At 71.4% G+C, this 23,811-nt stretch carries 23 protein-coding genes; 15 read left to right on the top strand and 8 right to left on the bottom strand.

Annotated elements, in window-relative coordinates:
* The first annotated feature begins 215 nt into the window (after positions 1–215).
* Positions 216–2,180, top strand: coding sequence for an AfsR/SARP family transcriptional regulator (locus tag AC07AB_RS06905; protein WP_478561204.1), 1,965 nt, complete (start codon positions 216–218; stop codon positions 2,178–2,180).
* A gap of 298 nt (positions 2,181–2,478) precedes the next feature.
* Here AC07AB_RS06905 and AC07AB_RS06900 read toward each other — a convergent pair whose 3' ends face one another.
* Together AC07AB_RS06900 and AC07AB_RS06895 are read right to left on the bottom strand one after the other, a co-directional pair.
* Complete coding sequence (locus AC07AB_RS06900; RefSeq protein ID WP_478561201.1) at positions 2,479–3,543, bottom strand: lipoate--protein ligase family protein; 1,065 nt, start codon at positions 3,541–3,543, stop codon at positions 2,479–2,481.
* Positions 3,544–3,775: 232 nt separating this feature from the next.
* Complete coding sequence (locus AC07AB_RS06895; RefSeq protein WP_478561198.1) at positions 3,776–4,642, bottom strand: AraC family transcriptional regulator; 867 nt, start codon at positions 4,640–4,642, stop codon at positions 3,776–3,778.
* A 359-nt stretch (positions 4,643–5,001) separates the two neighbouring features.
* Between AC07AB_RS06895 and AC07AB_RS06890 the strand changes: the two genes are divergently transcribed.
* The 4 genes from AC07AB_RS06890 (at position 5,002) to AC07AB_RS06875 (ending at position 9,910) form a co-directional block, all read left to right on the top strand.
* Positions 5,002–5,475, top strand: coding sequence for a DUF3761 domain-containing protein (locus tag AC07AB_RS06890; protein WP_478561195.1), 474 nt, complete (start codon positions 5,002–5,004; stop codon positions 5,473–5,475).
* Positions 5,476–5,605: 130 nt separating this feature from the next.
* Positions 5,606–7,405: a gamma-glutamyltransferase family protein gene (locus AC07AB_RS06885; protein WP_478561192.1), complete on the top strand. Its 1,800-nt coding sequence runs from the start codon at positions 5,606–5,608 to the stop codon at positions 7,403–7,405.
* Between the two features lie 68 nt (positions 7,406–7,473).
* Positions 7,474–8,304: an inositol monophosphatase family protein gene (locus AC07AB_RS06880; protein WP_478561189.1), complete on the top strand. Its 831-nt coding sequence runs from the start codon at positions 7,474–7,476 to the stop codon at positions 8,302–8,304.
* A gap of 148 nt (positions 8,305–8,452) precedes the next feature.
* Positions 8,453–9,910, top strand: a complete 1,458-nt coding sequence (locus tag AC07AB_RS06875) for a phytoene desaturase family protein (protein ID WP_478561186.1) — start codon at positions 8,453–8,455, stop codon at positions 9,908–9,910.
* Between the two features lie 46 nt (positions 9,911–9,956).
* Here AC07AB_RS06875 and AC07AB_RS06870 read toward each other — a convergent pair whose 3' ends face one another.
* Positions 9,957–10,331, bottom strand: a complete 375-nt coding sequence (locus AC07AB_RS06870; protein WP_478561183.1) for a CU044_2847 family protein — start codon at positions 10,329–10,331, stop codon at positions 9,957–9,959.
* A gap of 141 nt (positions 10,332–10,472) precedes the next feature.
* On the opposite strand from AC07AB_RS06870, the gene AC07AB_RS06865 reads away from it, so the two are divergent.
* The 7 genes from AC07AB_RS06865 (at position 10,473) to AC07AB_RS06835 (ending at position 15,335) form a co-directional block, all read left to right on the top strand.
* Positions 10,473–10,682, top strand: a complete 210-nt coding sequence (locus tag AC07AB_RS06865) for a hypothetical protein (RefSeq protein ID WP_478561181.1) — start codon at positions 10,473–10,475, stop codon at positions 10,680–10,682.
* Positions 10,666–11,181 (top strand): DUF6879 family protein, encoded by a 516-nt coding sequence (locus tag AC07AB_RS06860; RefSeq protein WP_478561178.1) that lies wholly within the window; start codon positions 10,666–10,668, stop codon positions 11,179–11,181. The genes AC07AB_RS06865 and AC07AB_RS06860 overlap by 17 nt, the downstream gene beginning before the upstream one ends.
* Positions 11,178–12,017, top strand: a complete 840-nt coding sequence (locus tag AC07AB_RS06855) for a helix-turn-helix domain-containing protein (protein WP_478561175.1) — start codon at positions 11,178–11,180, stop codon at positions 12,015–12,017. The genes AC07AB_RS06860 and AC07AB_RS06855 overlap by 4 nt, the downstream gene beginning before the upstream one ends.
* A 404-nt stretch (positions 12,018–12,421) precedes the next feature.
* Entirely contained in the window at positions 12,422–12,655 is a 234-nt protein-coding gene (locus AC07AB_RS06850) for a DUF397 domain-containing protein (protein ID WP_478561172.1), read from the top strand.
* Between the two features lie 79 nt (positions 12,656–12,734).
* Entirely contained in the window at positions 12,735–13,220 is a 486-nt protein-coding gene (locus AC07AB_RS06845) for a hypothetical protein (RefSeq protein ID WP_478561169.1), read from the top strand.
* Positions 13,221–13,289: 69 nt separating this feature from the next.
* On the top strand, positions 13,290–14,762 hold the full coding sequence (locus AC07AB_RS06840) for an AlkA N-terminal domain-containing protein (protein WP_478561166.1): 1,473 nt from the start codon (positions 13,290–13,292) through the stop codon (positions 14,760–14,762).
* Between the two features lie 45 nt (positions 14,763–14,807).
* Complete coding sequence (locus AC07AB_RS06835; protein WP_478561163.1) at positions 14,808–15,335, top strand: methylated-DNA--[protein]-cysteine S-methyltransferase; 528 nt, start codon at positions 14,808–14,810, stop codon at positions 15,333–15,335.
* A 258-nt stretch (positions 15,336–15,593) separates the two neighbouring features.
* Here AC07AB_RS06835 and AC07AB_RS06830 read toward each other — a convergent pair whose 3' ends face one another.
* Complete coding sequence (locus tag AC07AB_RS06830) at positions 15,594–17,345, bottom strand: BCCT family transporter (RefSeq protein ID WP_478561160.1); 1,752 nt, start codon at positions 17,343–17,345, stop codon at positions 15,594–15,596.
* Between the two features lie 144 nt (positions 17,346–17,489).
* On the opposite strand from AC07AB_RS06830, the gene AC07AB_RS06825 reads away from it, so the two are divergent.
* The 3 genes from AC07AB_RS06825 (at position 17,490) to AC07AB_RS06815 (ending at position 20,221) form a co-directional block, all read left to right on the top strand.
* Positions 17,490–18,647, top strand: coding sequence for a glycerate kinase (locus tag AC07AB_RS06825; RefSeq protein ID WP_478561157.1), 1,158 nt, complete (start codon positions 17,490–17,492; stop codon positions 18,645–18,647).
* Between the two features lie 153 nt (positions 18,648–18,800).
* Positions 18,801–18,932, top strand: coding sequence for a hypothetical protein (locus AC07AB_RS06820; protein ID WP_478561155.1), 132 nt, complete (start codon positions 18,801–18,803; stop codon positions 18,930–18,932).
* Positions 18,932–20,221: a glycosyltransferase 87 family protein gene (locus AC07AB_RS06815; RefSeq protein ID WP_478561152.1), complete on the top strand. Its 1,290-nt coding sequence runs from the start codon at positions 18,932–18,934 to the stop codon at positions 20,219–20,221. The genes AC07AB_RS06820 and AC07AB_RS06815 overlap by 1 nt, the downstream gene beginning before the upstream one ends.
* A gap of 187 nt (positions 20,222–20,408) precedes the next feature.
* On the opposite strand, the gene pssA is transcribed toward AC07AB_RS06815, so the two are convergent.
* From pssA to AC07AB_RS06795, 4 genes are all read right to left on the bottom strand, one after another.
* On the bottom strand, positions 20,409–21,266 hold the full coding sequence (gene pssA, locus AC07AB_RS06810) for a CDP-diacylglycerol--serine O-phosphatidyltransferase (protein ID WP_478561149.1): 858 nt from the start codon (positions 21,264–21,266) through the stop codon (positions 20,409–20,411).
* On the bottom strand, positions 21,253–21,900 hold the full coding sequence (locus tag AC07AB_RS06805; RefSeq protein WP_478561146.1) for a phosphatidylserine decarboxylase: 648 nt from the start codon (positions 21,898–21,900) through the stop codon (positions 21,253–21,255). The genes pssA and AC07AB_RS06805 overlap by 14 nt, the downstream gene beginning before the upstream one ends.
* Before the next feature lie 173 nt (positions 21,901–22,073).
* Positions 22,074–23,279, bottom strand: coding sequence for an acyl-CoA dehydrogenase family protein (locus AC07AB_RS06800; RefSeq protein ID WP_478561143.1), 1,206 nt, complete (start codon positions 23,277–23,279; stop codon positions 22,074–22,076).
* Positions 23,280–23,281: 2 nt separating this feature from the next.
* Positions 23,282–23,809 (bottom strand): MaoC family dehydratase, encoded by a 528-nt coding sequence (locus AC07AB_RS06795; RefSeq protein WP_478561140.1) that lies wholly within the window; start codon positions 23,807–23,809, stop codon positions 23,282–23,284.
* Positions 23,810–23,811: the final 2 nt, after the last annotated feature.

The following is a 23,811-nucleotide window of genomic DNA, read 5'->3' as shown; positions in this document are numbered from 1 at the left end:
GGTTTGTTCTGGTTGGGGGAGCACAACAAATTCTGAAGATCCCGGGAGTCTTCGGAAAAACTGGAGGTAAAAGGCTTGGTGGCTTGGGGAGGGGGGGGGGGGGGGGGCCCCCCCCCCCCCCCCCCCCGCACCCGGCGCCACGGTGCGGCGGCAATCTGCCGCCGCACTCATCTCGGAGGAGGTCAGCCATGTTCTGTACGGGGGGAACCGTGAGGATGGAGCTGTTGGGCCCGGCGCGGGCCTGGCGGGATGATGTCGAGGTGACGTTGGGGCCGCCCAAGCAGCGCGCGGTCCTCGGGATGCTCGCCAGCAGGGTCAACGACGTGGTGAGCGTCGAACAACTCGTCGACGCGGTGTGGGGCGGCGATGTCCCGCAGACCGCGGCCAACGGCGTCCACCGGTACGTGGCCGGACTGCGCCGGGCCCTGGAGCCGCAGCGCGGCCGGGGAGAGGGCGCGGAGCTGCTGGTCTCCACCGGTGGTGGATACGCGCTGTTCCTGCAACGCGACGACGTGGACGTCGAGTTGTTCGTACGTCACCAGACCCACGCCCGCCGGCTGTTGACGAGCGGCGACTCTCCCGGCGCGCTGCGGGAGTTCGACGCGGCGCTCGGGCTGTGGCGCGGCGAGGCGTACGGCAACGTACCCGGGCCGTTCGCCGCGGTGGAACGCACCCGGCTCCAGGAACTTCGGCTGACGGCCGTCGAGGAGTGGGCCGCCGCCATGCTGGCCGTCGGCCGCCACCCCGAGGCGGCGGCCCGGCTCGCCGACTGCGCCGTCCGCGAACCGTTCCGCGAACGGCTGTGCTGGTTGCTGATGCTGGCGCTGTACCGCTGCGGACGGCAGGCCCACGCGCTCGGCGTATACCGGGAGACCCGGCGGCTGTTCAAGGAGGACCTGGGCATCGAGCCGGGCCGTGAGCTGCGGGGGTTGCATGAGAAGATCCTCGCCGGCCACCCCGACCTCGACTCCCGCCCGCGCCCCGAGCCGGCCGGGGCGCCGGCGCGGGCCCGGGGCGATGCCCCGCGTGAGGGCGCCGAACCCGCGCCGGTCCTCGTGCCCCGCCCGGCTCAACTCCCGCCCAGCGCCCGCGTGTTCGTCGGACGGTCCGCGATGCTGGCGCGGCTGGCGGAGGTGGCCGCCGAGGGCCGCCCGCACCCGGACCGCGGCACCACCCTGATGGTGATCGACGGCGCGGCAGGCGTCGGAAAGACCGCGCTCGCCCTGCGCCTGGCGCACCAACTGTCCGAACGGTGCCCCGACGGGCAGCTCTACATCGACCTGTGCGGCGCGAACCCCGACCGCGCCCCGCTCACCCCCTCGGCGGCGCTGGCGTCCTTCCTGCGCAGCCTCGGGGTCACGGAACGCCAACTGCCCCACGATCTGGCGGGCCGCACCGCGCTCTACCGCAGCCTGCTGCACGACCGCCGCGTGCTGATCGTCCTGGACGACGCCTACCAGGCCCAGCAGCTGCGTCCGCTGATCCCCAACGGCCCCGCCTGCGTGCTCGTCACCAGCCGCTTCCGGCAGAGCGGGCTCGTCGTGCGGGACGGCGCGTACCGAGCCGCCCTGGGGCCGCTGACCCCAGGGGAGTCCGTCGAGCTGTTCGCCGGTCTGCTCGGCGAGGAGCGGCTGGCCGGGCAGCGCGAGGACGCCGAGCGCCTCGCCGAACTGTGCGGTCGGCTGCCGCTCGCGCTGCGCAGCGCGGCGGAGGCGCTGGCCGCCGACACGACCGTACGCCTTGCGGAACTGGCCGAGCGGTACGCCTCGGAGCGGACCCGGCTCGACCAGCTCGCGGTCGTGGACGACAACTCCGGGAGCCTGCGGCGCGCCTTCGCGGCCTCCTACGGCACCCTCCCCGCCGATGCGGCACGGATGTTCCGCCTCCTCGGCCTGCTCGACGGCCGGGTGATCACCGTCACGATCGCGGCCGCGCTGGCGGGCGTCGACCGGACGGCCGCGGGGCGGCTGCTGGGCGTCCTGGTCAACAGCCACCTGCTGGAGGAGGCGGAGGAACGGCTGTACCGCTTCCACCCGCTGGTCGGGATCTACGCCGCCGAGTGCGCGGAGCAGGAGCCGCAGACCGTGCGCACGGCGGCGCTGGGCCGGCTGCTTCGGAGCGGCGGCTCCGACCGGGCCCTCACCCGGCCGGGCGCGATCCCCGGCCGCGGCCTGAAGTGAGCCGCTCCCCGCTGCCGGCCCCGGTCTCGGGCCGCGGCGGGGCCGGGCCCCGCGCCGCCGCGAGAAGTAGCGGTCGACGGGGCCCACCGCGACGGAGAGCCCGCATCATCTCCCTGGCCGGGCGCCGCCGCGTGCGGTGATCTCCCGAGAGGCGGGTCAGGCACCGCGGACGCCGGACCCTGCGGCAACGCCACCGATTCGGCAGTGCCATGGATTCGGCGATGCCATCGATTCGGCAGTGCCATTGATGCGGCAATGTCACCGAGGGGCGGCGGAGGCGGTGCCGACGGCGCCGGACTTACGGCACCCGCGCCGTCCACTCCTCGGTGCCGAACTTGGTGCGCGCCAGTTCCTCGGCCCGCGTCAGTTCGGCACCGGTGATCTCTCCTTGCGCCAGTCCGTAGCGGCTGCGGAAGGAGGCGATCATCTTGTCGATGACGGTCTCGCGGGGGAGCCCGGTCTGCCGGCGGAGCGGGTCGACGCGCTTCTTCGCGCTCTTGGTGCCCTTGTCGGAGAGCTTCTCCTTGCCGATGCGCAGCACGTCGAGCATCTTGTCGGCGTCGATGTCGTAGGACATCGTCACGTGGTGCAGGACCGCGCCCGCGCCGCCGGCCGGGCCGACCATCCGCTTCTGCGCGGCCCCCGCCACCTTGCCGGCCTCCGTCGCGATGTCGTTGAGGGGCTCGTACCAGGCTTTGATGCCCATGTCGCCCAGGGCGGCGAGCACCCAGTCGTCGAGGTAGGCGTAGCTGTCGGCGAAGGAGAGGCCGGACACGAGCGAGTCCGGGACGGAGAGCGAGTACGTGATGGTGCTCCGGGGCTCCACGAACATCGCTCCGCCACCGGAGATCCGCCGCACCACGCCGACGCCGTGCCGCGCGGCCCCGTCGAGGTCGACCTCGTTGCGCAGCGACTGGAAGCTGCCGATGATCACGGCGGGCGAGGCCCACTCCCAGACCCGCAGCGTCGGCGGCCGCAGCCCGGCCGCCACCTCCTCCGTGATCACCTGGTCCAGCGCCATGTGCAGCGCGGGCGACTGCGGCGCCTCGTGGATGAGCTGCCAGTCGTAGTCGCTCCACTCGGTGGCGTGCGCGAGCGCCCGGCGTACGGCGATGGCCACGCCCTCCGCGGTCAGGCCGAACATCACGGTCGACTCGGGCAGCGCCGCGGTGATCCGAGCGGCGAGCCCCGCCGTCTCCATGGCGGCCGGCGCGCCCTCCAGCGCGGAGTCGATGGCGAGGAGCGCCTCGTCGGGTTCGAGGAAGAAGTCCCCGGCCACCCGCACGTGGCGCAGCGCCCCGTCCTCGACCTCCAAGTCGACGACGACGAGCTTCCCACCGGGGACCTTGTACTCACCGTGCACCGCGCATTCCTCCGCCTCTTCCGGGACCGGCTCTCGAACGTCTGCCGATTCGGCGCCCACGTTACTGGGGTTTCCGGTTCGCGGTGATGCCGGGGAAAGCGGGCGGTACGCCCGATAGGCGTGGTAGGTCCGGTGGATCTAGGCCGGCGCCGGCCGGTCGCACGGGAGTCCGGCCCCGTACGGCGTGGGCAGTGCCCGTACGGGACCGCGCTCCGGCCCCGTACGGGCAGGGTCAGGCGGTGGTGCGCTCCACGGGGATCCACAGCTCCGCGTCGGCCCGCGCGGCGTCGGGGGAGAGGCGGGTGCGCAGGATCTCCGGGCCCGGACGGCTCCGGTACGGGTTGGAGGGGAACCACTGCGTGAAGACGTCCCGCCACAGCAGCTGGAGGGCCATCGGGAATTCGCCCGAGCTCTCGAAGACGGCCCACGACCCCGCCGGTACGGTCAGGGCCGAGAAGCCCGCCGGGGCCTCGGCGCCGGTCACCACCCCGTGGTAGTAGTCGAGTTCCGTGCCCTCCGCCCGGCTGTCGGCGAGATCGTCGCTCACCGCGACGATCCCCCGCGGCTCCTGATCGCACAGTCCCTCCAGACGCCGCAGCGTCTCGGGGGCGATGCCCCGGATGAACTCCGCGATCGCCGGATTCATCCCCTCGTGCACCAGGGGGACGCGCGCCTTCTCGCCCACCACCCGGAACTCCTCCTTCTCCACAATCCGGTACTCCATACTGCTTCTCCCTTCGACGACGAGGCGGAAGGACATACGGGGCTGGGAGCGCAGCGCGGCGCCCGTGCGACGGGCCTCGCCCGGGCCGATGCCGTGCATGGCGCGGAACGCGCGGGCGAACGCCTCGCCCGAGCCGTAGCCGTAGCGCACCGCGACATCGAGCAGCGTGTGCTCTCCGGCGAGTACGTCGGCGCCCGCGACGGTGAGGCGGCGGCGCCGGATGTACTCCGACAGCGGCAGGCCGGCCAGCGCGGAGAACATCCGCCGGAAGTGGTACTCCGACGTGACGGCGATCCGCGCGAGTTCGGCCATCTCGATCCGCTGATCGAGATGGCGCTCGATGTGCTCCATGGCCTGGTTCAGCCGCTCCAGCATGCCCTGGTCCTTCTTCCTTGGCTTTCTCGATCCGTCACTCACGGATCTCGATCCGTCACTCACGCTAAGGAGCGCCTACGATGCCGGACCCGACATTCCATGCCCGGCCCGGTCTGTTCCCGTGAGGCGGGGCGGCCTCGCGGCGGGGCGACTTGGCATATGACCCGAGCCGATTCCGTCGTACACTCTGCACACCCCACGAACTCCCCCCACCCCGCTCTCCCGGTCGGCCGGGCACCGGTTCGCGACCGGGCGGCGGAGCCATGCGCGGACGCTCCGCGCAGCAGAGCGTCAGGGGGGACCTGATCGTGAGCAACATATTCACCGCCTTCACCGCGCGTAGACCCGGGCGGGCCTGGGTGTCCGCGGCTGCCGTGCTGGCCTTCGGGCTCGGCGTCGCGGGCTGCGACGGCTCGGGGGACGGCGGTACGGGCAAGAGCGCGTCTCCCGAGGCCACGGCTTCGGCTTCGGCATCGGCGACGCCCAGTGAGTCGCCGACGCCGAGCCCGACTCCGACTCCGACCTCGACCCCGACGTCCGCCCCTTCGACGCCTCCGCCGGCCCAAGAGCCCGCGCCCGATCCCGAGCCGCCGACGAGCCACCCCGCGCCGAAGCCTCCGGCCCACCACGAGGGCGGGGGCGGCGGTTCATCGTCGGGCGGTTCGTCGTCCGGCGGCAGCCACTCCGACTCCGGTGGTTCGAGCACCGGCGGCTCCCACAGCGGCGCCTCCGCCATCTGCGATGACGGCAGCTACTCCTACTCCGCACACCGCCGCGGCACCTGCTCCCACCACGGGGGAGTGGCCACCTGGCTGAAGGACCTCCCGGCGTAGGATGCGCGGCACTTGGCCGGTACAGCTAGTACAGCTGGTGCGGCTCGTGGCGCACGGGGGCAGTACGGCCCGTACGGCACCTGCCGTCCGTACGGCCGCCACCCGCCGTCGCAGCCCGAGGAGTCCGACGATGTTCACGACCCGGCCGACCCTCCAAGGAACCTTCGGAATGGTGTCCTCCACGCACTGGCTCGCCTCGCAGTCGGCGATGGCGGTCCTGGAGAACGGGGGCAACGCCTATGACGCGGCCGTCGCCGCCGGATTCGTCCTGCATGTCGTCGAGCCGCATCTGTGCGGACCGGCGGGCGAGGTGCCCATGATCCTCGCCCCCGAGGGCGGACCGGTGCGGGTGCTGTGCGGGCAGGGGCCGGCCCCTGCCGGGGCGAGCATCGAGCACTACGCGGGGCTCGGCCTGCAACTCGTTCCCGGCACGGGCCCCTTGGCGGCGGCCGTGCCGGGCGCGTTCGACGCGTGGATGCTCCTGCTGCGCGATCACGGCACCAAGTGCCTCTCCGACGTGCTGAAGTACGCCATCGGGTACGCCGAGGACGGCCACGCCCCCGTCGAGCGGGTCGGCGAGACCGTGGAGAGCGTGCGCGAACTCTTCGAGACGGAGTGGACGGACTCCGCCGCCCTCTATCTGCCCGGCGGCGAGCCCCCGGCCCCGGGCCGGCTCTTCAAGAACCCGGCGCTCGCGGCGACCTGGCGGCGGCTGATATCCGAGGCGGAAGCGGCCGGCACGGACCGGGCCGCGCAGATCGACGAGGCGCGCAGGGTGTGGCGCGAGGGGTTCGTCGCCGAGGCGCTCGTGGCCGCCGCCGCCCGGCCCACCATGGACACCTCGGGCGAACGGCACACCGGCACGCTCACCGCCGAGGACCTCGCCGCCTACCAGGCGACGTACGAGGACCCGGTCACCTACGACTGGCACGGCTGGACCCTCTGCAAAGCCGGCCCGTGGTCGCAGGGGCCCGTCTTCCTCCAGCAGCTCGCCCTGCTGCCGGACGGCCTGACCTACGGCACCCCCGAGTACGTGCACACCCTCATCGAGGGCGGCAAGCTCGCGATGGCCGACCGCGAAGCCTGGTACGGCGACGCGGCGGACGTACCGCTCGACACCCTCCTGTCGGACGGCTACAACGCCGACCGCCGCGCCCTGATCGGCGAGCGGGCCTCGTACGAGCTGCGCCCCGGCAGCCCCGACGGCCGGGCGCCGCGGCTCAGCGAGCACACCACCACCGTCGCCGCGGGCGGCGCGGGCTTCGACGCGCTCGGCCTCGCCGGTACGGGCGCGGGGGAGCCGACCGTGGCCAAGGACGGCGCGACCCGCGGCGACACCTGCCACCTCGACATCGTCGACCGCTGGGGCAACATGGTGGCCGCGACCCCGAGCGGCGGCTGGCTCCAGTCCAACCCCGTCATCCCCGCGCTGGGCTTCCCGCTCGGCACCCGCCTCCAGATGGCCTGGCTCGACCCGGGCCTGCCGAACTCGCTCACGCCCGGCCGCCGCCCCCGTACGACCCTCACCCCCTCGCTCGCGCTGCGCGACGGCGTACCGGTGCTGGCCTTCGGCACCCCCGGCGGGGATCAGCAGGATCAATGGCAGGTGCACTTCTTCCTCGCGGTGGCGCTGCGTGAGCGGGTACGGGGCGGGCTCGACCTGCAAGGCGCGATCGACGCGCCGAACTGGCACCAGGACAGCTTCCCCGGTTCCTTCTACCCCCGCGCGATGCTGCCCGGCAGCGTGACCGTCGAGGCCCGGATCGGCGCCGAGACGATCGAGGAGCTGCGCCGCAGAGGGCACGAGGTGAGCGTGGGGGAGCCCTGGTCGGAGGGGCGGCTGTGCGCGGTGGCGCGCGACCCGCAGACGGGCGTGCTGTCGGCGGCGGCCAACCCACGCGGAATGCAGGGGTACGCGGTAGGGCGTTAACCCCATGTACGCCTGACGTCACCATGCCGTACATCGCCACTGTCAGTGACGCGTGGTTCGATGGACGCATGATCGAAGATCTGCTGAACAAGTTCGAGGTGTCCGAGGTCGAAGAGGCGATCCGTGAGGCGGCCGCGGCCGAGATCATGCCGAGGTTCCGGCAGCTCGCCGCCCACGAGATCGTCGAGAAGAACGGGCCGCACGACCTGGTGACGGTCGCCGACCGGCTCGCCGAGGAACACCTCACCGCCTCGCTCACGAAGCTGCTGCCGGGCTCCGTCGTGGTCGGAGAGGAGGCCGTGCACGCCGATCCGTCCGTGCTGGCCGCCCTGCGCGGCGACGCGCCGGTCTGGATCGTCGACCCGGTCGACGGCACCCGGCTGTTCGTCCACGGGGACCCCGGCTTCTCGACGCTCGTCACCCTCGCCCAGGGCGGCGAGCTGCTGGCCTCCTTCACCTACGGTCCCGCGCTCGACCTGATGGCCATCGCCGTCCGCGGTCAGGGGGCCGTGCTCAACGGCGAGCCGATACGGTCCGGCTCGCCGGAGTCCGGCAAGACCCTCGAAGTGGCCACCTCCCACCACGACTTCACCGACGACGACCAGAAGCGGGTGCTCGCCGCACTGGCCGTCGACGGGGTCGCGCCGCGCCCCTGCGGCTCCGCGGGCCTCGAATACCTGCACGTGGCGCAGGGTTCCCTTGACGGCCTCGCCTTCTCCTGGGAGAACGCGTGGGACCACGCGGCGGGGCTGCTGCTGGTCGCCGAGGCGGGCGGCACGAGCGCGACGGTCGCGGGCGAGCCCTTCCGGATCGCCGGGGGCAACGCCCTTCCGTTCACCGCGGCGCGGGACGCGGAGACGGCTCGGCTTATCCTGGGGCTGCTGGCGTCCGCCGGCTGACGCCGACTTCAGCGAATCCAGGGGCGTCGGCGACGTCAGGGAGGTCAGCGACCTCGCTGGCCTGAGAGCGTTCTCGGTGGCCTGAGAGCGATCTCAGTGATCTGAGAGTGACCTCAGAGCGGTCTCAACGACGAGGGGAGCCCATCCGGTGCCATCCATGCTCGACGCGGTCGTGGTAGGTGCCGGGCCCAACGGACTGACCGCGGCCGTCGAACTCGCCCGGCGCGGCCTGGCCGTCGAGGTGTTCGAGGCCGCGGAGACCATCGGCGGCGGAGCGCGCACCGAGGAACTCACGCTCCCCGGCTTCCGCCACGACCCCTGTTCCGCCGTGCACCCGCTCGGCGCGGGATCGCCCGCCTTCAACGCCATGCCGCTGGCCCGCCACGGCCTGACCTGGCTCCACCCCGACCTGCCGATGGCGCACCCCTTCCCCGACGGCACCGCCGCGCTGCTCTCCCGCTCGGTGGGCGAGACCGCGATGTCGCTGGAACCGCGCGACGCGGGCGCGTACCGCCGACTGCTCACGCCCTTCCTCGGCAAGTGGGACGCCATCGCCACCGACTTCCTGCGCACCCAGTGGGACGGATTGCCGCGCGATCCGCTCACCTACGCGCGCTTCGGCCCCGTCGCGGCCCAGCCCGCGGCCCTGCTGGTGCGCCGGTTCCGCGACCAGAAGGCGCGCGGCCTGTTCGCGGGGCTCGCCGCGCACGGCATCGCGCCGCTCAGCTCGATCGGGACCGGGGGAATGGCGCTGATCTTCGCGCTCGCCGCGCACTCGGTCGGCTGGCCGGTCCCGCGCGGCGGCTCGCAGGCCATCGCCGACGCGCTCGGCTCGTACCTGCGCGAACAGGGCGGCGCGATCCACACCGGCTTCGAGGTCAAACGGCTGGACGACCTGCCGCCCGCCCGCGCCTACGTCTTCGACACCTCGCCGACCGCCCTCGCCCGCATCGCCGGGCTCGGCAACGCCTACCGCAACTACCGTTACGGCGCGAGCGTGTTCAAGGTCGACTACGCGCTGGACGGCCCCATGCCCTGGACCGCCGAGGCGGCGCGCCGCGCGGGCACCGTGCACATCGGCCCCACGTACGGGGAGATCTCCGCGGCCCTGCACGCCGCCGTCGACGGCCGCGACCCGTCCGTACCGTTCCTCATCACCGCCCAGCCCAGCATCGTCGACCCGACCCGCGCCCCCGAGGGCAAGCACACCTTCTGGGCGTACGGGCATGTGCCCAACGGCTGGGAGGGCGACGCGCTGGAGGTGATCGAGCGTCAACTCGACCGGTTCGCACCGGGCTTCCGCGACCTGGTGCTGGCCCGAGCCGTGGCGGGCCCGCCGCAACTGGCCGCCCGCAACACCAATTACGTCGGCGGCGACATCGCCAGCGGCTCCGTCGAGGGCCTGCGACTCCTGCTGCGCCCCAAGCTGACGCGCGTCCCGTACGAGACGTCGCACCCCTCCGTCTTCATCTGCTCCTCCGCGACACCGCCGGGCCCGGGGGTGCACGGCATGTCGGGGCATCACGCGGCGCGCGCGGTGTGGCGGCGGCTGCGGGGACGGGACACCGCGGGCACACGCCGGCCGATCGCGCCGCTGACGGGCTGACGGGCTGGCGGACTGGCGGGCTGACGGGCTGATGGGTCGGCGCGCGTCAGCCGTTTTCGGCAGCGGGTCCGGACAGCTTCCAGGTGGCCGAAACGGTCAGGCTCGCCTGCCCGTTGGCACCGACGATGCCCAGCTTGAGATCCTGACCGACCTGCACGCCGAACTCCACGCTCAGCTCCTGCGGCGGATCGTCCACGGCCCCCACCGCGTCGTGGACCTCCTGAAGCAGCGGCCCGAGCGGGCGCAGCACCGTGCGCAGCGTGCCGGTGGCGAGCGCCGCCGCCGCTCGGGCTCCGCGCCCTACGGGCGTCATGCCATCGAGCCGGGTGTCTCCGTCACCACTCGGCGGAGCCCCGACGGGGGCGAGCGCCAGGCGCACGGCGGTGCCATCGGCCAGCAGGATCTCGGCGTAGTCCGTCACTCGGCCTATGTTAGGCGCAGCCCCGGCCCCGGTTTATGCGACAACGCGCATAGTCGCCTCCACGCATGGACGGCCGAGCGGCCCCCTCATACAGTCATGGTCAACAGGCCCACCAGGGCCCCGACGCAAGGGGGTTCGGCGATGGCACGCGAGGAACTGATCCGGCTCACAGGGAATGGCAACGGCGGCCCGTGCGGCGAAGAGGACTGCCCGAACGTGTACCGCACCGCAAGCGGCTCCATCATCGTCCAGGGCGAGGTTTCACGGGTATTTGAACCGGCGGCCGAGGAAGGGCTTGTGGAAATCCCGGAACAGGTATTGCGGGAGGCTGTACGTGCTCTTGGATGGTGACGAGTGGCGGGCGGTGTTCCAAACCTTCCGGACGGAAGCCTGGCGACTTGAGACGCTCCCGCAGTACCTCATGCCGCAGGAAGAGAAGGAGATCCAGGCATTCAAGGACGGTGACCGAGTCGACCTGCGGTCCTACTCGTCCAGCTATACCGACCGGATCAAACGACAGCGTGCGGAGGGAAAGGCCAATGGACGTGTCCGCATCCTCACCCGTCCACTCTCCGAATACCTGCGGTTCGAGTTCTCTCGTTACTACGAGCCGCATGCTCTGGCCGGCGAAGACATTCGCATCCTTGACGTGACCGGCCGGGGAAACCCATTGGCGGGCATCCCGGATTTCTGGATGTTCGACAGATCCACGGTCGTGCTCATGCACTATGAGCCGGACGGCAAGCAGGTCACCCGTGAAGTCCACGAGGGCGACCCTGGACCGTTCATCGAATACCAGCGGATCGCAGTAGCCGAGTCCGTGCCTCTCGGGGAGTACGTGAGCGGGTGACGTTCGAGCCCGACCAGCTTGGCCAGTCGTCGGACGAACTGGCGGCCATGCTGAGAGGACTGCGCAAGGCGGCCGGTCTCTCCGGGGACCGGCTGGCCAAGCGTATGAACGTTTCCCAGTCCAAAGTGAGCCGCATCGAGAACAACAGAGTGCGGCCGTCCCTCGTGGACATAGAGCAGTACTTGAGGGGTGTGGACGCACCCGCGCCCGCTGTCGAGCAGGTCATGGCCTTGGCCAGGCTGGCCAACACCCAATGGCGGGATCTGCGGAGTCTGCGGCGTACGGGCCTCGGTGCCCGCCAGGCGGAGCTGAAGGCACTTGAAGCCTCCTCCGGCCATATGCGGTATTTCCTGCTGTCCATGATCACCGGTCTGCTGGCAACGCCGGAGTACATTCGCGCCAGCCTCTCTCACTCGCCTGCCGACGTAAGCAAGGCAGTGGCCGGGAAGCTGGAACGCCAGCAGATCCTCTATGACAAGTCCAAGCGTTTCACTTTCATCCTCACTGAGCAGGCGGTGCGGTTCCCACTCACCGAGCCCCAGGCGATGGCTGTGCAGCTGGACCGGCTGGCTTCGCTTGCTCTCCTGCCGAACATTCGACTTGGGGTTGTTCCCGTAGGTGCTTATCTGCCTGGAATGCCGCTGAATACTTTCACCGTGTATGACGACAGGATGGCCACGGTGGAGCTGGCGACCGGCTCCATAGTCTTCCGGGACGGAAGAGATGTTCGAGCCTACCTCGACGAGTTCGCCGGGTATGAGGATCGAGCGTTTTTCGGTGACTCCGCCAGGGCGAAATTGAGGGAATGGTCGGCTTCCTTCCGCGGGGATCTTTAGTCCACAACGCGAATAGTGCTGGAGACGACGCCTCGCCGGGCCGATGATGTTCCTATGCCGTCTGAATCGAAGCAGAAGAACTCCTCAGCCCCAAAAGGGTGGAGAGTGGACCCGATCCCGAGCCGACCGGCTTACCGAGACGACGCCGGGCGGGTCTGCATTCCGGTGTGGCTGGCGAGGGACGGACGGCATGTGGCAGACACGGAAGTGGTTCTGCTGCCATCCGAGGCCGACCTGCTGGGCGAGCGACTCGGGAACCTGATTGCTTCCCGACCCGTGGTTCCCGAGCTGTTCGAAGGCGGAAGAACGTCCGAGATTTCACCCGGCGTGACGTTCGTTCGCAAGAGCAGTCCCTGTGAGCTCTGAGGCGGCCTCTCAGCCATCTACCAGGAAGGTGCATCAGCATGCCGAACGCGACTGATCTGTACGGCCTCGACATCGACGGAGCCCGGTTCAGCCGGGCCTGCGGAGGCAACACGCACCCGGACGGCGAGTCGTGCGTGGCCCTCGCCCGGATCGGGACCGACGCGTGGGCCGTCAGTGACAGCAAGCGGCCGGGCGCCGAGCCGTTGAGGTTCACCACTGCCGAACTGGACGCGGCCGGTATCGACCCCGCGCGCTTCGGGCTCTCGGCCTGACCGGTCGCCACCGACCGGTGGCCCCCGTCCTCTGGGGAGGGCGGGGGCCACCCTCAACTGTGCTGAACGGAACGGACCATTGCACTGCCATGGCTACCTCTGGGTCGGGGACAAGGCGACCTTCGACAAGGAGGGCGTCCGTCGCCCGCCGGCGGCGGAGGAGCCGGCCGCGACGAGTGCGCTCGACGTGGTGCGGCGGTACCGGGAGGCGGCGAGCGAGTGGCGCACCTGCGATGTGCCACCGCTTCAGGTGGCGCACTGGCTGATGAAGCCCCCGCATCTCATCCGGGGAACGTGGGAGGAGCCGAAAGAAGCCGCGGAGTGGCTCGGGCGGCAGGTCATCGCGTACGCGCCCCGGTTCTCCTCGGAGCAGGACCAGGACAGCACACGGCTGACCGTACGGGTGGCGTACGCCGCGGAGGCCCTGGGATGGGGCGGAGACGTCTCGCACGGGCACTACCTGGGGCGGCCGCTTTTCCTGTCGATCGCTCTGGTGACGTGCTCCCCGAACCGCGCGGAGCCCCGGCTCAACTGCCCCCTCCGGACCCACCCGAGCCGCCAGTGATCCGGCCCCCCAACCCCCATGTCGGATTTCCGCGAGCCCGCGGCCCCGCCGACGGCCATGCTGGTACTCATGCACACCGACTTCGACCGCTGCGTGCGGGCCGTGCAGTCCAAGGACGCCCGATTCGACGGCTGGTTCTTCACCGCCGTCCTGACCACCCGGATCTACTGCCGGCCCAGCTGCCCGGTGGTGCCGCCGAAGGTCGAGAACATGTCCTTCTACCCCAGCGCGGCCGCCGCCCAGCAGGCCGGGTTCCGGGCCTGCAAGCGCTGCCGGCCCGATGCCAGCCCGGGGTCGCCCGAGTGGAATGAGCGGGCCGACCTCGTCGCCAGGGCCATGCGGCTCATCGGCGACGGTGTCGTGGACCGGGAAGGCGTGCCCGGGCTCGCCGCACGGCTCGGCTACTCCACCCGGCAGGTCGAACGGCAACTCCTCGCCGAACTCGGCGCGGGGCCGCAGGCGCTGGCCAGGGCCCAGCGGGCGCAGACCGCGCGGCTGCTCATCGAGACCACCGAACTGCCGATGGGAGACGTCGCCTTCGCCGCCGGCTTCGCCTCCATCCGCGCCTTCAACGAGACCGTACGAGAAGTCTTCGCCCTCTCCCCGAGCGACCTGCGCGTCCGGGCCGCCCGCGGCCGGCAGCCGTCCCCGTCCGGCGTGCTCGCCCTGCGGCTCCCGTTCCGGGCGCCGTTGTGCCCCGACAACCTCTTCGGGCACCTCGCCGCCACCGCCGTGCCCGGCGTGGAGGAGTGGCGCGACGGCGCGTACCGGCGCACCCTGCGCCTCCCGTACGGGCACGGCACCGTCGAACTGCGCCCCCAGACCGGTCACATCGGCTGCCGACTCGCCCTCACCGATCAGCGCGACCTGACCGGAGCGATCAGCCGCTGCCGACGGCTGCTGGACCTCGACGCCGACCCCGAAGCCGTCGACGACCTGCTGTGCTCCGACGAACGCCTCGCCCCCCTCGTCCGCAAGGCGCCCGGGCGGCGCGTGCCGCGCACCGTGGACGCGGACGAGTTCGCCGTCCGGGCCGTGCTCGGCCAGCAGGTGTCGACCGCTGCCGCCCGTACGCTCGCGGGCCGGCTCGTCGCCGCGCACGGAGAGGCCGTCGAGGACCCGGCGGGCGGCCTCACCCACCTCTTCCCCTCGACCGACGCGCTCGCCGCCCTCGACCCCGCCACCCTCGCCATGCCGGCCGGCCGCCGCGCCACCGTCGTCGCCATGGTCTCCGCGCTCGCCTCCGGCGACCTGGCCCTCGGCGTCGGCAGCGACTGGCCCACGGCCCGCGAACGCCTCGACGCCATGCCCGGCATCGGGCCGTGGACCACCGAGATCATCGCCATGCGCGCGCTCGGCGACCCCGACGCCTTCGTGCCGACGGACCTCGGGGTCCGGCGCGCGGCCGAAGAGCTGGGGCTCCCCGCGACCCCGGCCGCCCTCACCCGGCACGCGGTGGCCTGGCGGCCCTGGCGCGCGTACGCCGTCCAGTACCTCTGGTCCGCCGACGACCACGCCGTCAACCGCCTCCCGGCCGGGTGAACGGCCGACCACCCCCTGTCCGCCCCCGATCGGAAGATCCGACCCATGCGCGTACGCACCCACACCCTCATCGACAGCCCGTACGGCCCGCTCACGCTCGTCGCCGCCGACGGCACCCTCTGCGGCCTCTACATGACCGAGCAGCGCCACCGCCCGCCCGAGGAGACCTTCGGCGCGCCTGACGACACGCCCTTCACGGCGGCCGTGCACCAGCTGACCGCCTATTTCGCGGGCGAGATCACCGAGTTCGACCTGCCGCTGCACCTGGACGGCACGCCCTTCCAGCGCCGCGTGTGGAGCGGACTCCAGCGCATCCCGTACGGCGAGACGGTCTCGTACGGGCAGCTCGCCGACCGGATCGGCGCGCCCAACGCCTCCCGCGCGGTCGGCCTCGCGAACGGCAAGAACCCCATCGGCATCATCGTCCCCTGCCACCGCGTCGTCGGCTCCACCGGCAGCCTCACCGGCTACGGCGGCGGCCTCGACCGCAAGCGGCGGCTGCTCGACTTCGAACGCGGCGTCAGCGATCCGACGTCTCAGGCGGGAGCGGCGGAGCAGGACGCGCTGTTCTGAGCGCCCTCGGCGCCGGGGACCGAAACCGACGCGACTCCTCCGGTACCGGGCTACGGCGTCGGCGCGATGGGTAAGTCCCCGGTGTACGTCATTCGCCCCGGACCGGCCGCGAGCCCGCGCGAACGCGGCGCCCGGCGCCCGGGCCGAGGGGCTGGTCCTCGACGCCGGGCGCCGACGCGTCATCGGCGTCCGTACGGTCGGCGCCGCCACGTCCGGCAGCGCGTCGAACCGTACCGTCCGCCTCGGCCGAAGGCGTCCCTACGCGCCCGGCGCACCGCCGGTCCCGTCGTCCCGGTCCCGAGCGCTCTCCACGACCCGGCGCAGCCGCGCGTGCCGCACCGGGCTCTGCTCGGAGACGACATCGCCGACCATGGCCCGTACCGCGTCGCGCATCCCGAGCAGCGCGTGGTGGCGGGCCGGGCCCGCGCCCGGGTCGTCGCGGAGTTCCTTGATGAGCGACCAGCACAGCGCGAGCATCACCAGCACGAACGGCAGGGCGACCAGGATCGTCGCCGACTGGAGCGAGTTCAGGCCGCCCGCCACCAGCAGTACGGCCGCCACCGCCGCCATCAGCACGCCCCAGCCGACCACCAGCCAGGTGCGCGGATGCAGCGCGCCCCGGCTGGTGAGCGAGCCCATCACCAGCGAGGCGGAGTCGGCGCTGGTGATGAAGTACGTCATGACCAGCGCCATCGCGATCCACGAGGTCACCGTGGCGATCGGCAGCGCCTCCAGCAGCCCGAACATCGACGCCTCCGCGCCCTCCTTGACGGTCGCGGTCAGGTCGGCCCCACCCGTCATGTCCAGGCGCACCGCGCTGCCGCCCATCACGCAGAACCAGACGACCGTCGCCCCGCTGGGCACCAGCAGCACCCCGACCAGGAACTCGCGGATCGTACGGCCGTGGGAGATCCGGGCGATGAAGGTGCCCACGAACGGGGCCCAGGACAGCCACCACGCCCAGTAGAAGATCGTCCAGGTGCCGAGCCACTTGGGGTCCGTGAACGCTCCGGTGCGGGTCGCCATCGTCAGCAGGTCGTGCAGATAGCCGCCTGCGCTCGCCGGGATCGTGTTCAGGATGAAGACGGTGGGGCCGAGCACGAAGACGAAGAGCATCAGGCACGCGGCGAGCACGATGTTGATCGTGGACAGCCACTTCACGCCCTTGTGCAGACCGGAGAAGGCGGAGAGCACGAAGGCCGCCGACAGCGAGCCGATGATGATGAGTTGGAGCGTCTTGGAGTCCTCGACGCCGGTGGTGATGTTCAGGCCCTTCGAGACCTGGAGGGCGCCCAGGCCCAGGCTGGTCGCGGTGCCGAAGACGGTGGCGAAGACGGCGAGGAGGTCGATGATGCGGCCCTGCCAGCCCGCCGCGCGCCGCTCGCCGAGCAGCGGTACGAACGCGGCGCTGACCCGATTGCCCCGGCCCTTGCGGAAGCCCGCGTAGGCGAGGGCGAGCCCGGCCATTCCGTAGATCGCCCACGGGTGCAGGGTCCAGTGGAAGAACGAGTACTCCAGCGCCGTACGGGCCGCGGGGCCCGTTCCCGCGGTGACCCCGCTGCCCGGCGGCGGGGCGGCGAAGTGCTGGAGCGGCTCGCCGACGCCGTAGAACATCAGGCCGATGCCCATGCCCGCGCTGAACATCATCGCGATCCAGGTGAGGTTGCCGAACTCCGGCCGGTCCTCGTCCCGGCCCAGCCGGATCCGGCCGAACCGGCTCAGCGAGATCAGCACGGCCAGCACGAGGAACACATCGGCCGCGATCACGAACAGCCACGCGAAGTTCGACAGGACCCAGCCCAGGGCGGAGGAGGACGCGCGGTCGAAGGAGTGCTTGCCGAACGCCGCCCAGGCGACCACCCCCAGTACCGCGGCGCCGCCGACGGTGACGACCGTCATGTCCGGCTGCCGGTCGTGCGCCGGTCCGTGGGGCGGTCCGGATGACGGGCCGGATGGCGGCGGTCCTGGCGGGGTGTCCGGATCGGTCGGCTGAGGGGTGTCGGTGCTCATGTCGCCCCACTATGGCCGGATTGAGTGGTTTTTCCGGGGCTGGCGCGCCGCCGGGGGCCGTGGGCAACGCCGGACCATGGCGGGTAGGGTCGCTGCGGCGCGAGCGCCTGTGCGAAAGCCGGGCCGAAAAGCAAGGGGAGCAAGGTGGCGGACGTTTCCACTAAAGAGCCGACGCGCGTGCTGATCGCCGCGGACAAGTTCAAGGGCTCGCTGACGGCCGTTCAGGTCGCCGAGCATGTCGCGGTGGGGCTGCGCCGGGCGGCGCCCGGCGTCGAGGTCGAGACCCTGCCGGTCGCCGACGGTGGCGACGGCACGGTGGAGGCCGCGCTGGCGGCCGGGTTCGAGGCCCGTGGGGCGCGGGTGACCGGCCCGCTCGGGGCGCCCGTCACGGCCACGTTCGCGATGGGCCCGGACGGCACCGCCGTGGTGGAGATGGCCGAGGCGTCGGGGCTGCGGCACCTGCCCGCCGGCGTCTTCACGCCGCTCACCGCCAGCACGTACGGGACCGGCGAGCTGCTGAGCGCGGCCCTCGACGCGGGCGCGCGCGCCATCGTCTTCGGCGTCGGCGGCAGCGCGAGCACCGACGGCGGAGCCGGGATGCTGGCCGCGCTCGGCGCGAGCTTCCTCGACGACGACGGCGACCCCGTGCCGCACGGCGGCGGGCCGCTGACCGAGCTGACCTCGGCGGACCTCTCCGGGCTCGACCCGCGCTTCGCGGATGTCCCGATCGTCCTCGCGAGCGACGTCGACAACCCGCTGACCGGCCCGAAGGGCGCCGCCGCGGTGTACGGCCCGCAGAAGGGCGCCAGCGACGAGGACGTCACGACGCTGGACAACGCGCTCACGCACTACGTCGGCGTGCTGGAGAAGGCGATCGGCCCGCGGGCCGCCGAGTACGCGCAGTCGCCCGGGGCGGGGGCCGCGGGCGGCATCGGCTACGGCGCGCTCATCGGCCTCGGCGCGACGTTCCGGCCGGGCATCGAGGTGATGCTCGACGTGCTCGGCTTCGGCGCGGCGCTGGCCCGGGCCGGGCTCGTCATCACAGGGGAGGGCTCGCTGGACCAGCAGACCCTGCACGGCAAGGCTCCCGCCGGGGTCGCCGCGGCGGCCCGCGCGGCCGGGGTCGAGACCGTCGCGGTCTGCGGCCGCCTGGAGCTCGCGCAGGAGGCGCTCGCCGCGGTGGGCATCCGTCGCGCGTACGCCCTCACCGAGCTGGAGCCGGACCTGTACCTCTGTATGTCGGAGGCGGGGCCGCTGCTGGAGCGGGCGGCCGAGGCGATCGCCCGCGACTGGCTGCGCTGAGGCCGGGGGCCGATCCGGGGCGGGAACCGTGCCGAGGCCCGGTCGGGGCAGGAACCGTGCCGAGGCCGGCGGGGCTGACGTGAGGCCGGGGCGGGCTGGGGCGGGAGATCTCGCTATACACCACAGTTATAGGTGTTCTGTATAGTCCCCCGTATGATCTCGACCTACCCCCACTTTGGCATGCCCGAAATCGGCTTGCTTCTCATATCCGCGCCCCGGCTCAGCAGCGATGAAACGTTTCGCCTGAGCCGGGGCCGCGTGGCCCGTCGGGAGGCCGCGCTCTGATGGCGGAGACACTCCGTAGGCGGCCGTCGGGCATCGGCTCCACGCCCGACCCGTCTCGTGGCGGCCGCCGGTGGGACTGGCCGCTGCTGCTGGTGTGCGCCGTCGTGGCGCTCGCGGTGGGGCTCTCGTCGCCCCCGAACACCTCACAGCGGGTATGGGGCGTCTGCGCCGCCGTGGGATACGGCTGCGCGGCCGTCGTCGCGGTGCTGTCGGCCAAGCCCTGGGCGCGCAACGCCGCTGTGGTGGCGCTGATCGGCGCGGCCGTCGTGCCGCTGGTGTACCTGACGGCGATCGGCCGGGCGCAGATGGAGGTCGGCGTCGTGGAGCGCGGGGCCGACCTGCTGTTCTCCTCCGGAACCCCGTACAACTCGTCGCCGCACGCCGTACCGGACTTCAACCCCTATCTGCCGGGCATGGCGATCTTCGGCATACCGCGCGTGCTGTTCGGCGACACCTTCTTCGCCAGCGCCCGGCTGTGGTTCGTCGTCGGTTTCCTCGCGGCCGTGATCGGTGCCCTGCGCGTATCGCTGAAGGGCACGGGGGGTACGGGCAGCACTCCGGCCGGCACGTCCGGCGCCACCGGGCTGCTGTGGCTGATCGCCTGCCCCGTCGTCGCACTGCCCCTGACCATCGGCGGCGTGGACCCGCCGGTCATCGCCCTGGTCTGCCTGGCCCTGGCCTTTGCGCACCGGGGCCAGTCGGGGCGCGCGGGCCTGGCGCTGGGCGTGGCGGCGGCGCTGAAGTGGACCGCTTGGCCGGCCGTACCCGTGGTGGTAGCGCTGCTGCTGGTCTGCCGCGGCAAGCGCGCCGCCATCAAGTGCGCCGCGGGGGCCGCGGGGATCGCCGTGCTCTCCGTCGTCCCGGTGGCGCTGGCCGACACCGGGGCGTTCTACCAGAACGTGGTCCTCTACCCCCTGGGCCTCGGCCCCACCCAGTCGTCCGCCGAGAGCCCCCTGCTCGGGCATCTGATCGTCTCGGTGGTGCCGCACGGCAAGACGGTCGCCGTGGCGCTCATCCTGATCAGCGCCCTCGCCGTCGGGGTATCGCTGCTGCTCCGCCCGCCCCGCGACATCGTGGCCGCCGCCGACCGGCTGGCGATCGGACTGCTCCTGGCCATCGTACTGTCGCCCGCGACACGCATCGGCTACGCGATCTACCCCGTGGTCCTGCTGCTCTGGCCCCGCTTCGTGGTCAGCCTCTCGCGCGGACGGGACGAGGCGGCCGCCGATCGCGGTGTGCCGGCTCAGGGCGAGCGGACCCCGGTCACCGCCGCCGCGCCCTCCGACTGAGCGCGCCGTGAGCGGACCCGTACAGCTCCTCTGATCCGGTGCCGCCCTGCCCCACCAGGGCGGCACCGGCCACCGGGCCGGGGGCGACGCCGACAAACAACGCGACAACCCCGACAACGCCGACAACACTGACAACGCCGAAGGGCCCCGAGCACGTAGCTCGGGGCCCTTCGGCGTTGCGGTGGTACTACGGCAGCTGGGTGGCGCGGGCCTCGCGCCGGTTGCCGCGGAAGGTGTTGACGCGGCGGGCCGTCGCGAAGAGCGGGATCACCGCGCCGAGGACGACCTGGAGGGCGCAGCCGGTCTGCAGGAGCAGTTCCCCGCCGGGGGCGTCGAAGGCCCAGGCGGCCAGCAGGCCCATGCTCAACACGATCCAGCCGAGCATCGCCACCGCCAGGCGGCCGCGCGGCTTCGGGTACTCGACCCGGCTCACCATCAGCCACGCCACCCCGACGATCGCGAGGAGCGTCGGCATGAACGGGAGCTCAAGGAGGACGATGGAGACGACGGTCAGCGCCCCGAAGGGGCTCGGCATCCCCTGGAAGATGCCGTCGCGCAGCTGTACGCACGAGAAGCGCGCGAGCCGGAGCACGACGGCCAGCAGGACCACGATCGCGGCGACCGCCGAGACCCGCTGGTGGGCGTCGTCGGCGACCATCCCCCAGACGACCACGAAGTACGCGGGCGCCAGCCCGAAGCTGATCAGGTCGGAGAGGTTGTCGAGCTCGGCCCCCATCGCCGAGCTGCGCAGCTTGCGCGCCACGAGCCCGTCGAAGAGGTCGAAGACCGAGGCGAGCAGGATCAGTATCACCGCGGTGGCCGCGCTGTGCCGGGCCATGCCGCCGTCCTCGTTGCCCGTCAGATGCGGGATCAGGACGCCGGTGGTGGTGAAGTACACGGCCATGAAGCCGCAGATGGCGTTGCCGAGGGTGAGGGTGTCCGCTATCGACAGCCGGGTGGACAGGGGGATGTCCGCGACGTCGGAGTCCGCTTCCTCGGCCTCCGGCACCCAGGCCGCCTGTGTGTCGGGATCAATCACGGTCAAGGCGAGTCACCCCCGCCGTGGTCGCCTGGCCGACCTCGACCGCGGCCTCGACGCCTTCCGGGAGGTAGACGTCGACGCGTGAACCGAAGCGGATCAGACCGATCCGGTCGCCCTGCTCGACCTTGGTGCTCTGCGGCACGTACGGGACGATGCGGCGGGCCACGGCACCGGCGATCTGGACCATCTCGACGTCGCCCAGCTCGGTGTCGAAGTGCCAGACGACGCGCTCGTTGTTCTCGCTCTCCTTGTTGAACGCCGGTACGTAGCCGCCGGGGATGTGCTTGACGGAGCGCACCGTGCCCGCCATGGGGGCGCGGTTGACGTGGACGTTCAGAGGGCTCATGAAGATCGCCACGCGGGTGCGCCCGTCCTTCCACGGCATGATGCTCTGCACCACACCGTCGGCGGGGGACAGGACGCGGCCCTCGGGGATCTCTCGCTCGGGGTCACGGAAGAACCACAGCATTCCCGCCGCGAGCGCGGTGGTGGGTACGGCCAGGGCCGCCCAGCGTCCGGAGCGGCGGGCACGGGCGAGGCTGACCGCGGCCGTGGCGACGGTCGGGACGAGCCACGGCGACGCCCCGCGCGCGAGGCGGACGCGGCCGCGAGGTGCAGAGGATTGGCTGTGGGGCATGGATGACCTTCGTAGCGGAGGATGATGCCGCGTAACAAAACGGGGGACGGCGGCTTTCCGGGGATGCTATCGGTTGCGAGCGGCAACTGGGCAAGCGCCAGGGCCAGTCGGTGGCCGAACTCCGATGACGGGGTGTGATCTACTTCTCGTAGAAAACACCTCATAAGGGACATTTATCCCTGGAATCGGTACTCTTCAAGTAGTCGACGGCCAATGATCATTTTCTGGATCTCGGCGGTACCTTCACCGATGAGCAGCATCGGCGCCTCGCGGTAGAGGCGCTCGATCTCGTACTCCTTGGAGAAGCCGTAGCCGCCGTGGATGCGGAAGGCGTCCTCGACCACCTCCTTGCAGTACTCGGAGGCCAGGTATTTGGCCATACCGGCTTCCAGGTCGTTGCGCTGTCCCGAGTCCTTCTTGCGTGCCGCGTTCACCATCATCGCATGCGCCGCTTCGACCTTTGTCCCCATTTCGGCCAATTTGAACTGAATGGCCTGATGTTCGGCGATCGGTTTTCCGAAGGCGTGTCGCTGTTGCGCGTAGGAGGCGCCCAACTCGAAGGCACGCTGCGCCACTCCGCACCCACGCGCCGCTACATTCACCCGGCCGACCTCGACGCCGTCCATCATCTGGTAGAAGCCCCGGCCGGTGGCGCCGCCGAGCACCCGGTCGGCCGGAACCCGCAGTCCGTCCATGATCAGTTCGGTGGTGTCGACGCCCTTGTAGCCCATCTTGTCGATCTTCCCCGGGATGGTGAGACCGGGCTTGACCTCGCCGAACCCCGGCTCCTTCTCCACCAGGAAGGTGGTCATCGACTTGTGCCGGGCGGTGCCCTCCGGGTGCCCCTCGTCCGTGCGGCACAGAATCGCCACGAGCGAGGACGAGCCCCCGTTGGTCAGCCACATCTTCTGCCCGGTGAGGGCGTAGCCGTCGCCGTCCCGCACGCCCTTGGACGTGATCGCCGACACATCCGAGCCCAGCGCCGGCTCGGACATCGAGAACGCGCCCCGGATTTCTCCCGCCGCCATTTTTGGCAGGAAATAGTCCTTCTGTTCTTCGGTGCCGTGCTGCTTGAGCAGGTAGGCGACGATGAAATGGGTGTTCACGATCCCCGAGACGCTCATCCAGCCGCGGGCGATCTCCTCCACGCAGAGCGCGTAAGTGAGAAGGGACTCACCGAGGCCGCCGTATTCCTCCGGAATCATCAGGCCGAACAGCCCCAGTTCCGTCAGCCCCTCGACGATCCGCGCCGGGTACTCGTCGCGGTGTTCCAGCTCGGTCGCGACCGGCAGGATCTCTTTGTCGACGAAGTCACGGATGGTGGAGAGGATTTCCCGCTGGACATCGGTGAGGGAATCGGTCTGCGCGAGGCGTCCCATGGCTACTTCTCCACCTTCTTCTCGGGAGGCGTCTGGGGCCGGGGGCGGCCCGGCTGCTCTCCGCCGCGCTCCTTGACGTACGTCTCGGTGGGCACCATCACCTTGCGCCGGAACACGCAGACCAGGGTGCCGTCCTGCTTGTAGCCCTTCGTCTCCACGTACACGATCCCGCGGTCGGACTTGGATTTTGACGGAATCTTGTCGAGCACGGCCGTCTCGCCGTAGATGGTGTCGCCGTGGAACGTCGGCGCCACGTGCTTGAGCGACTCGACCTCCAGATTGGCGATCGCCTTGCCCGAGACATCCGGCACGGACATGCCCAGCAGCAGTGAATAGATGTAGTTGCCGACGACCACGTTCTTGCCGAAGTCGGTCGACAGCTCCGCGTAATTGGCGTCGATATGGAGCGGGTGGTGGTTCATCGTGAGCAGGCAGAAGAGGTGGTCGTCGTACTCGGTGACGGTCTTTCCCGGCCAGTGCCGGTAGACGTCGCCGACGGTGAACTCCTCGTAAACGCGGCCGAACCGCATGG

It is taken from the genome of Streptomyces sp. NPDC044033 (assembly GCF_056434425.1).
This window is presented reverse-complemented; position numbering and strand designations above follow the sequence as displayed.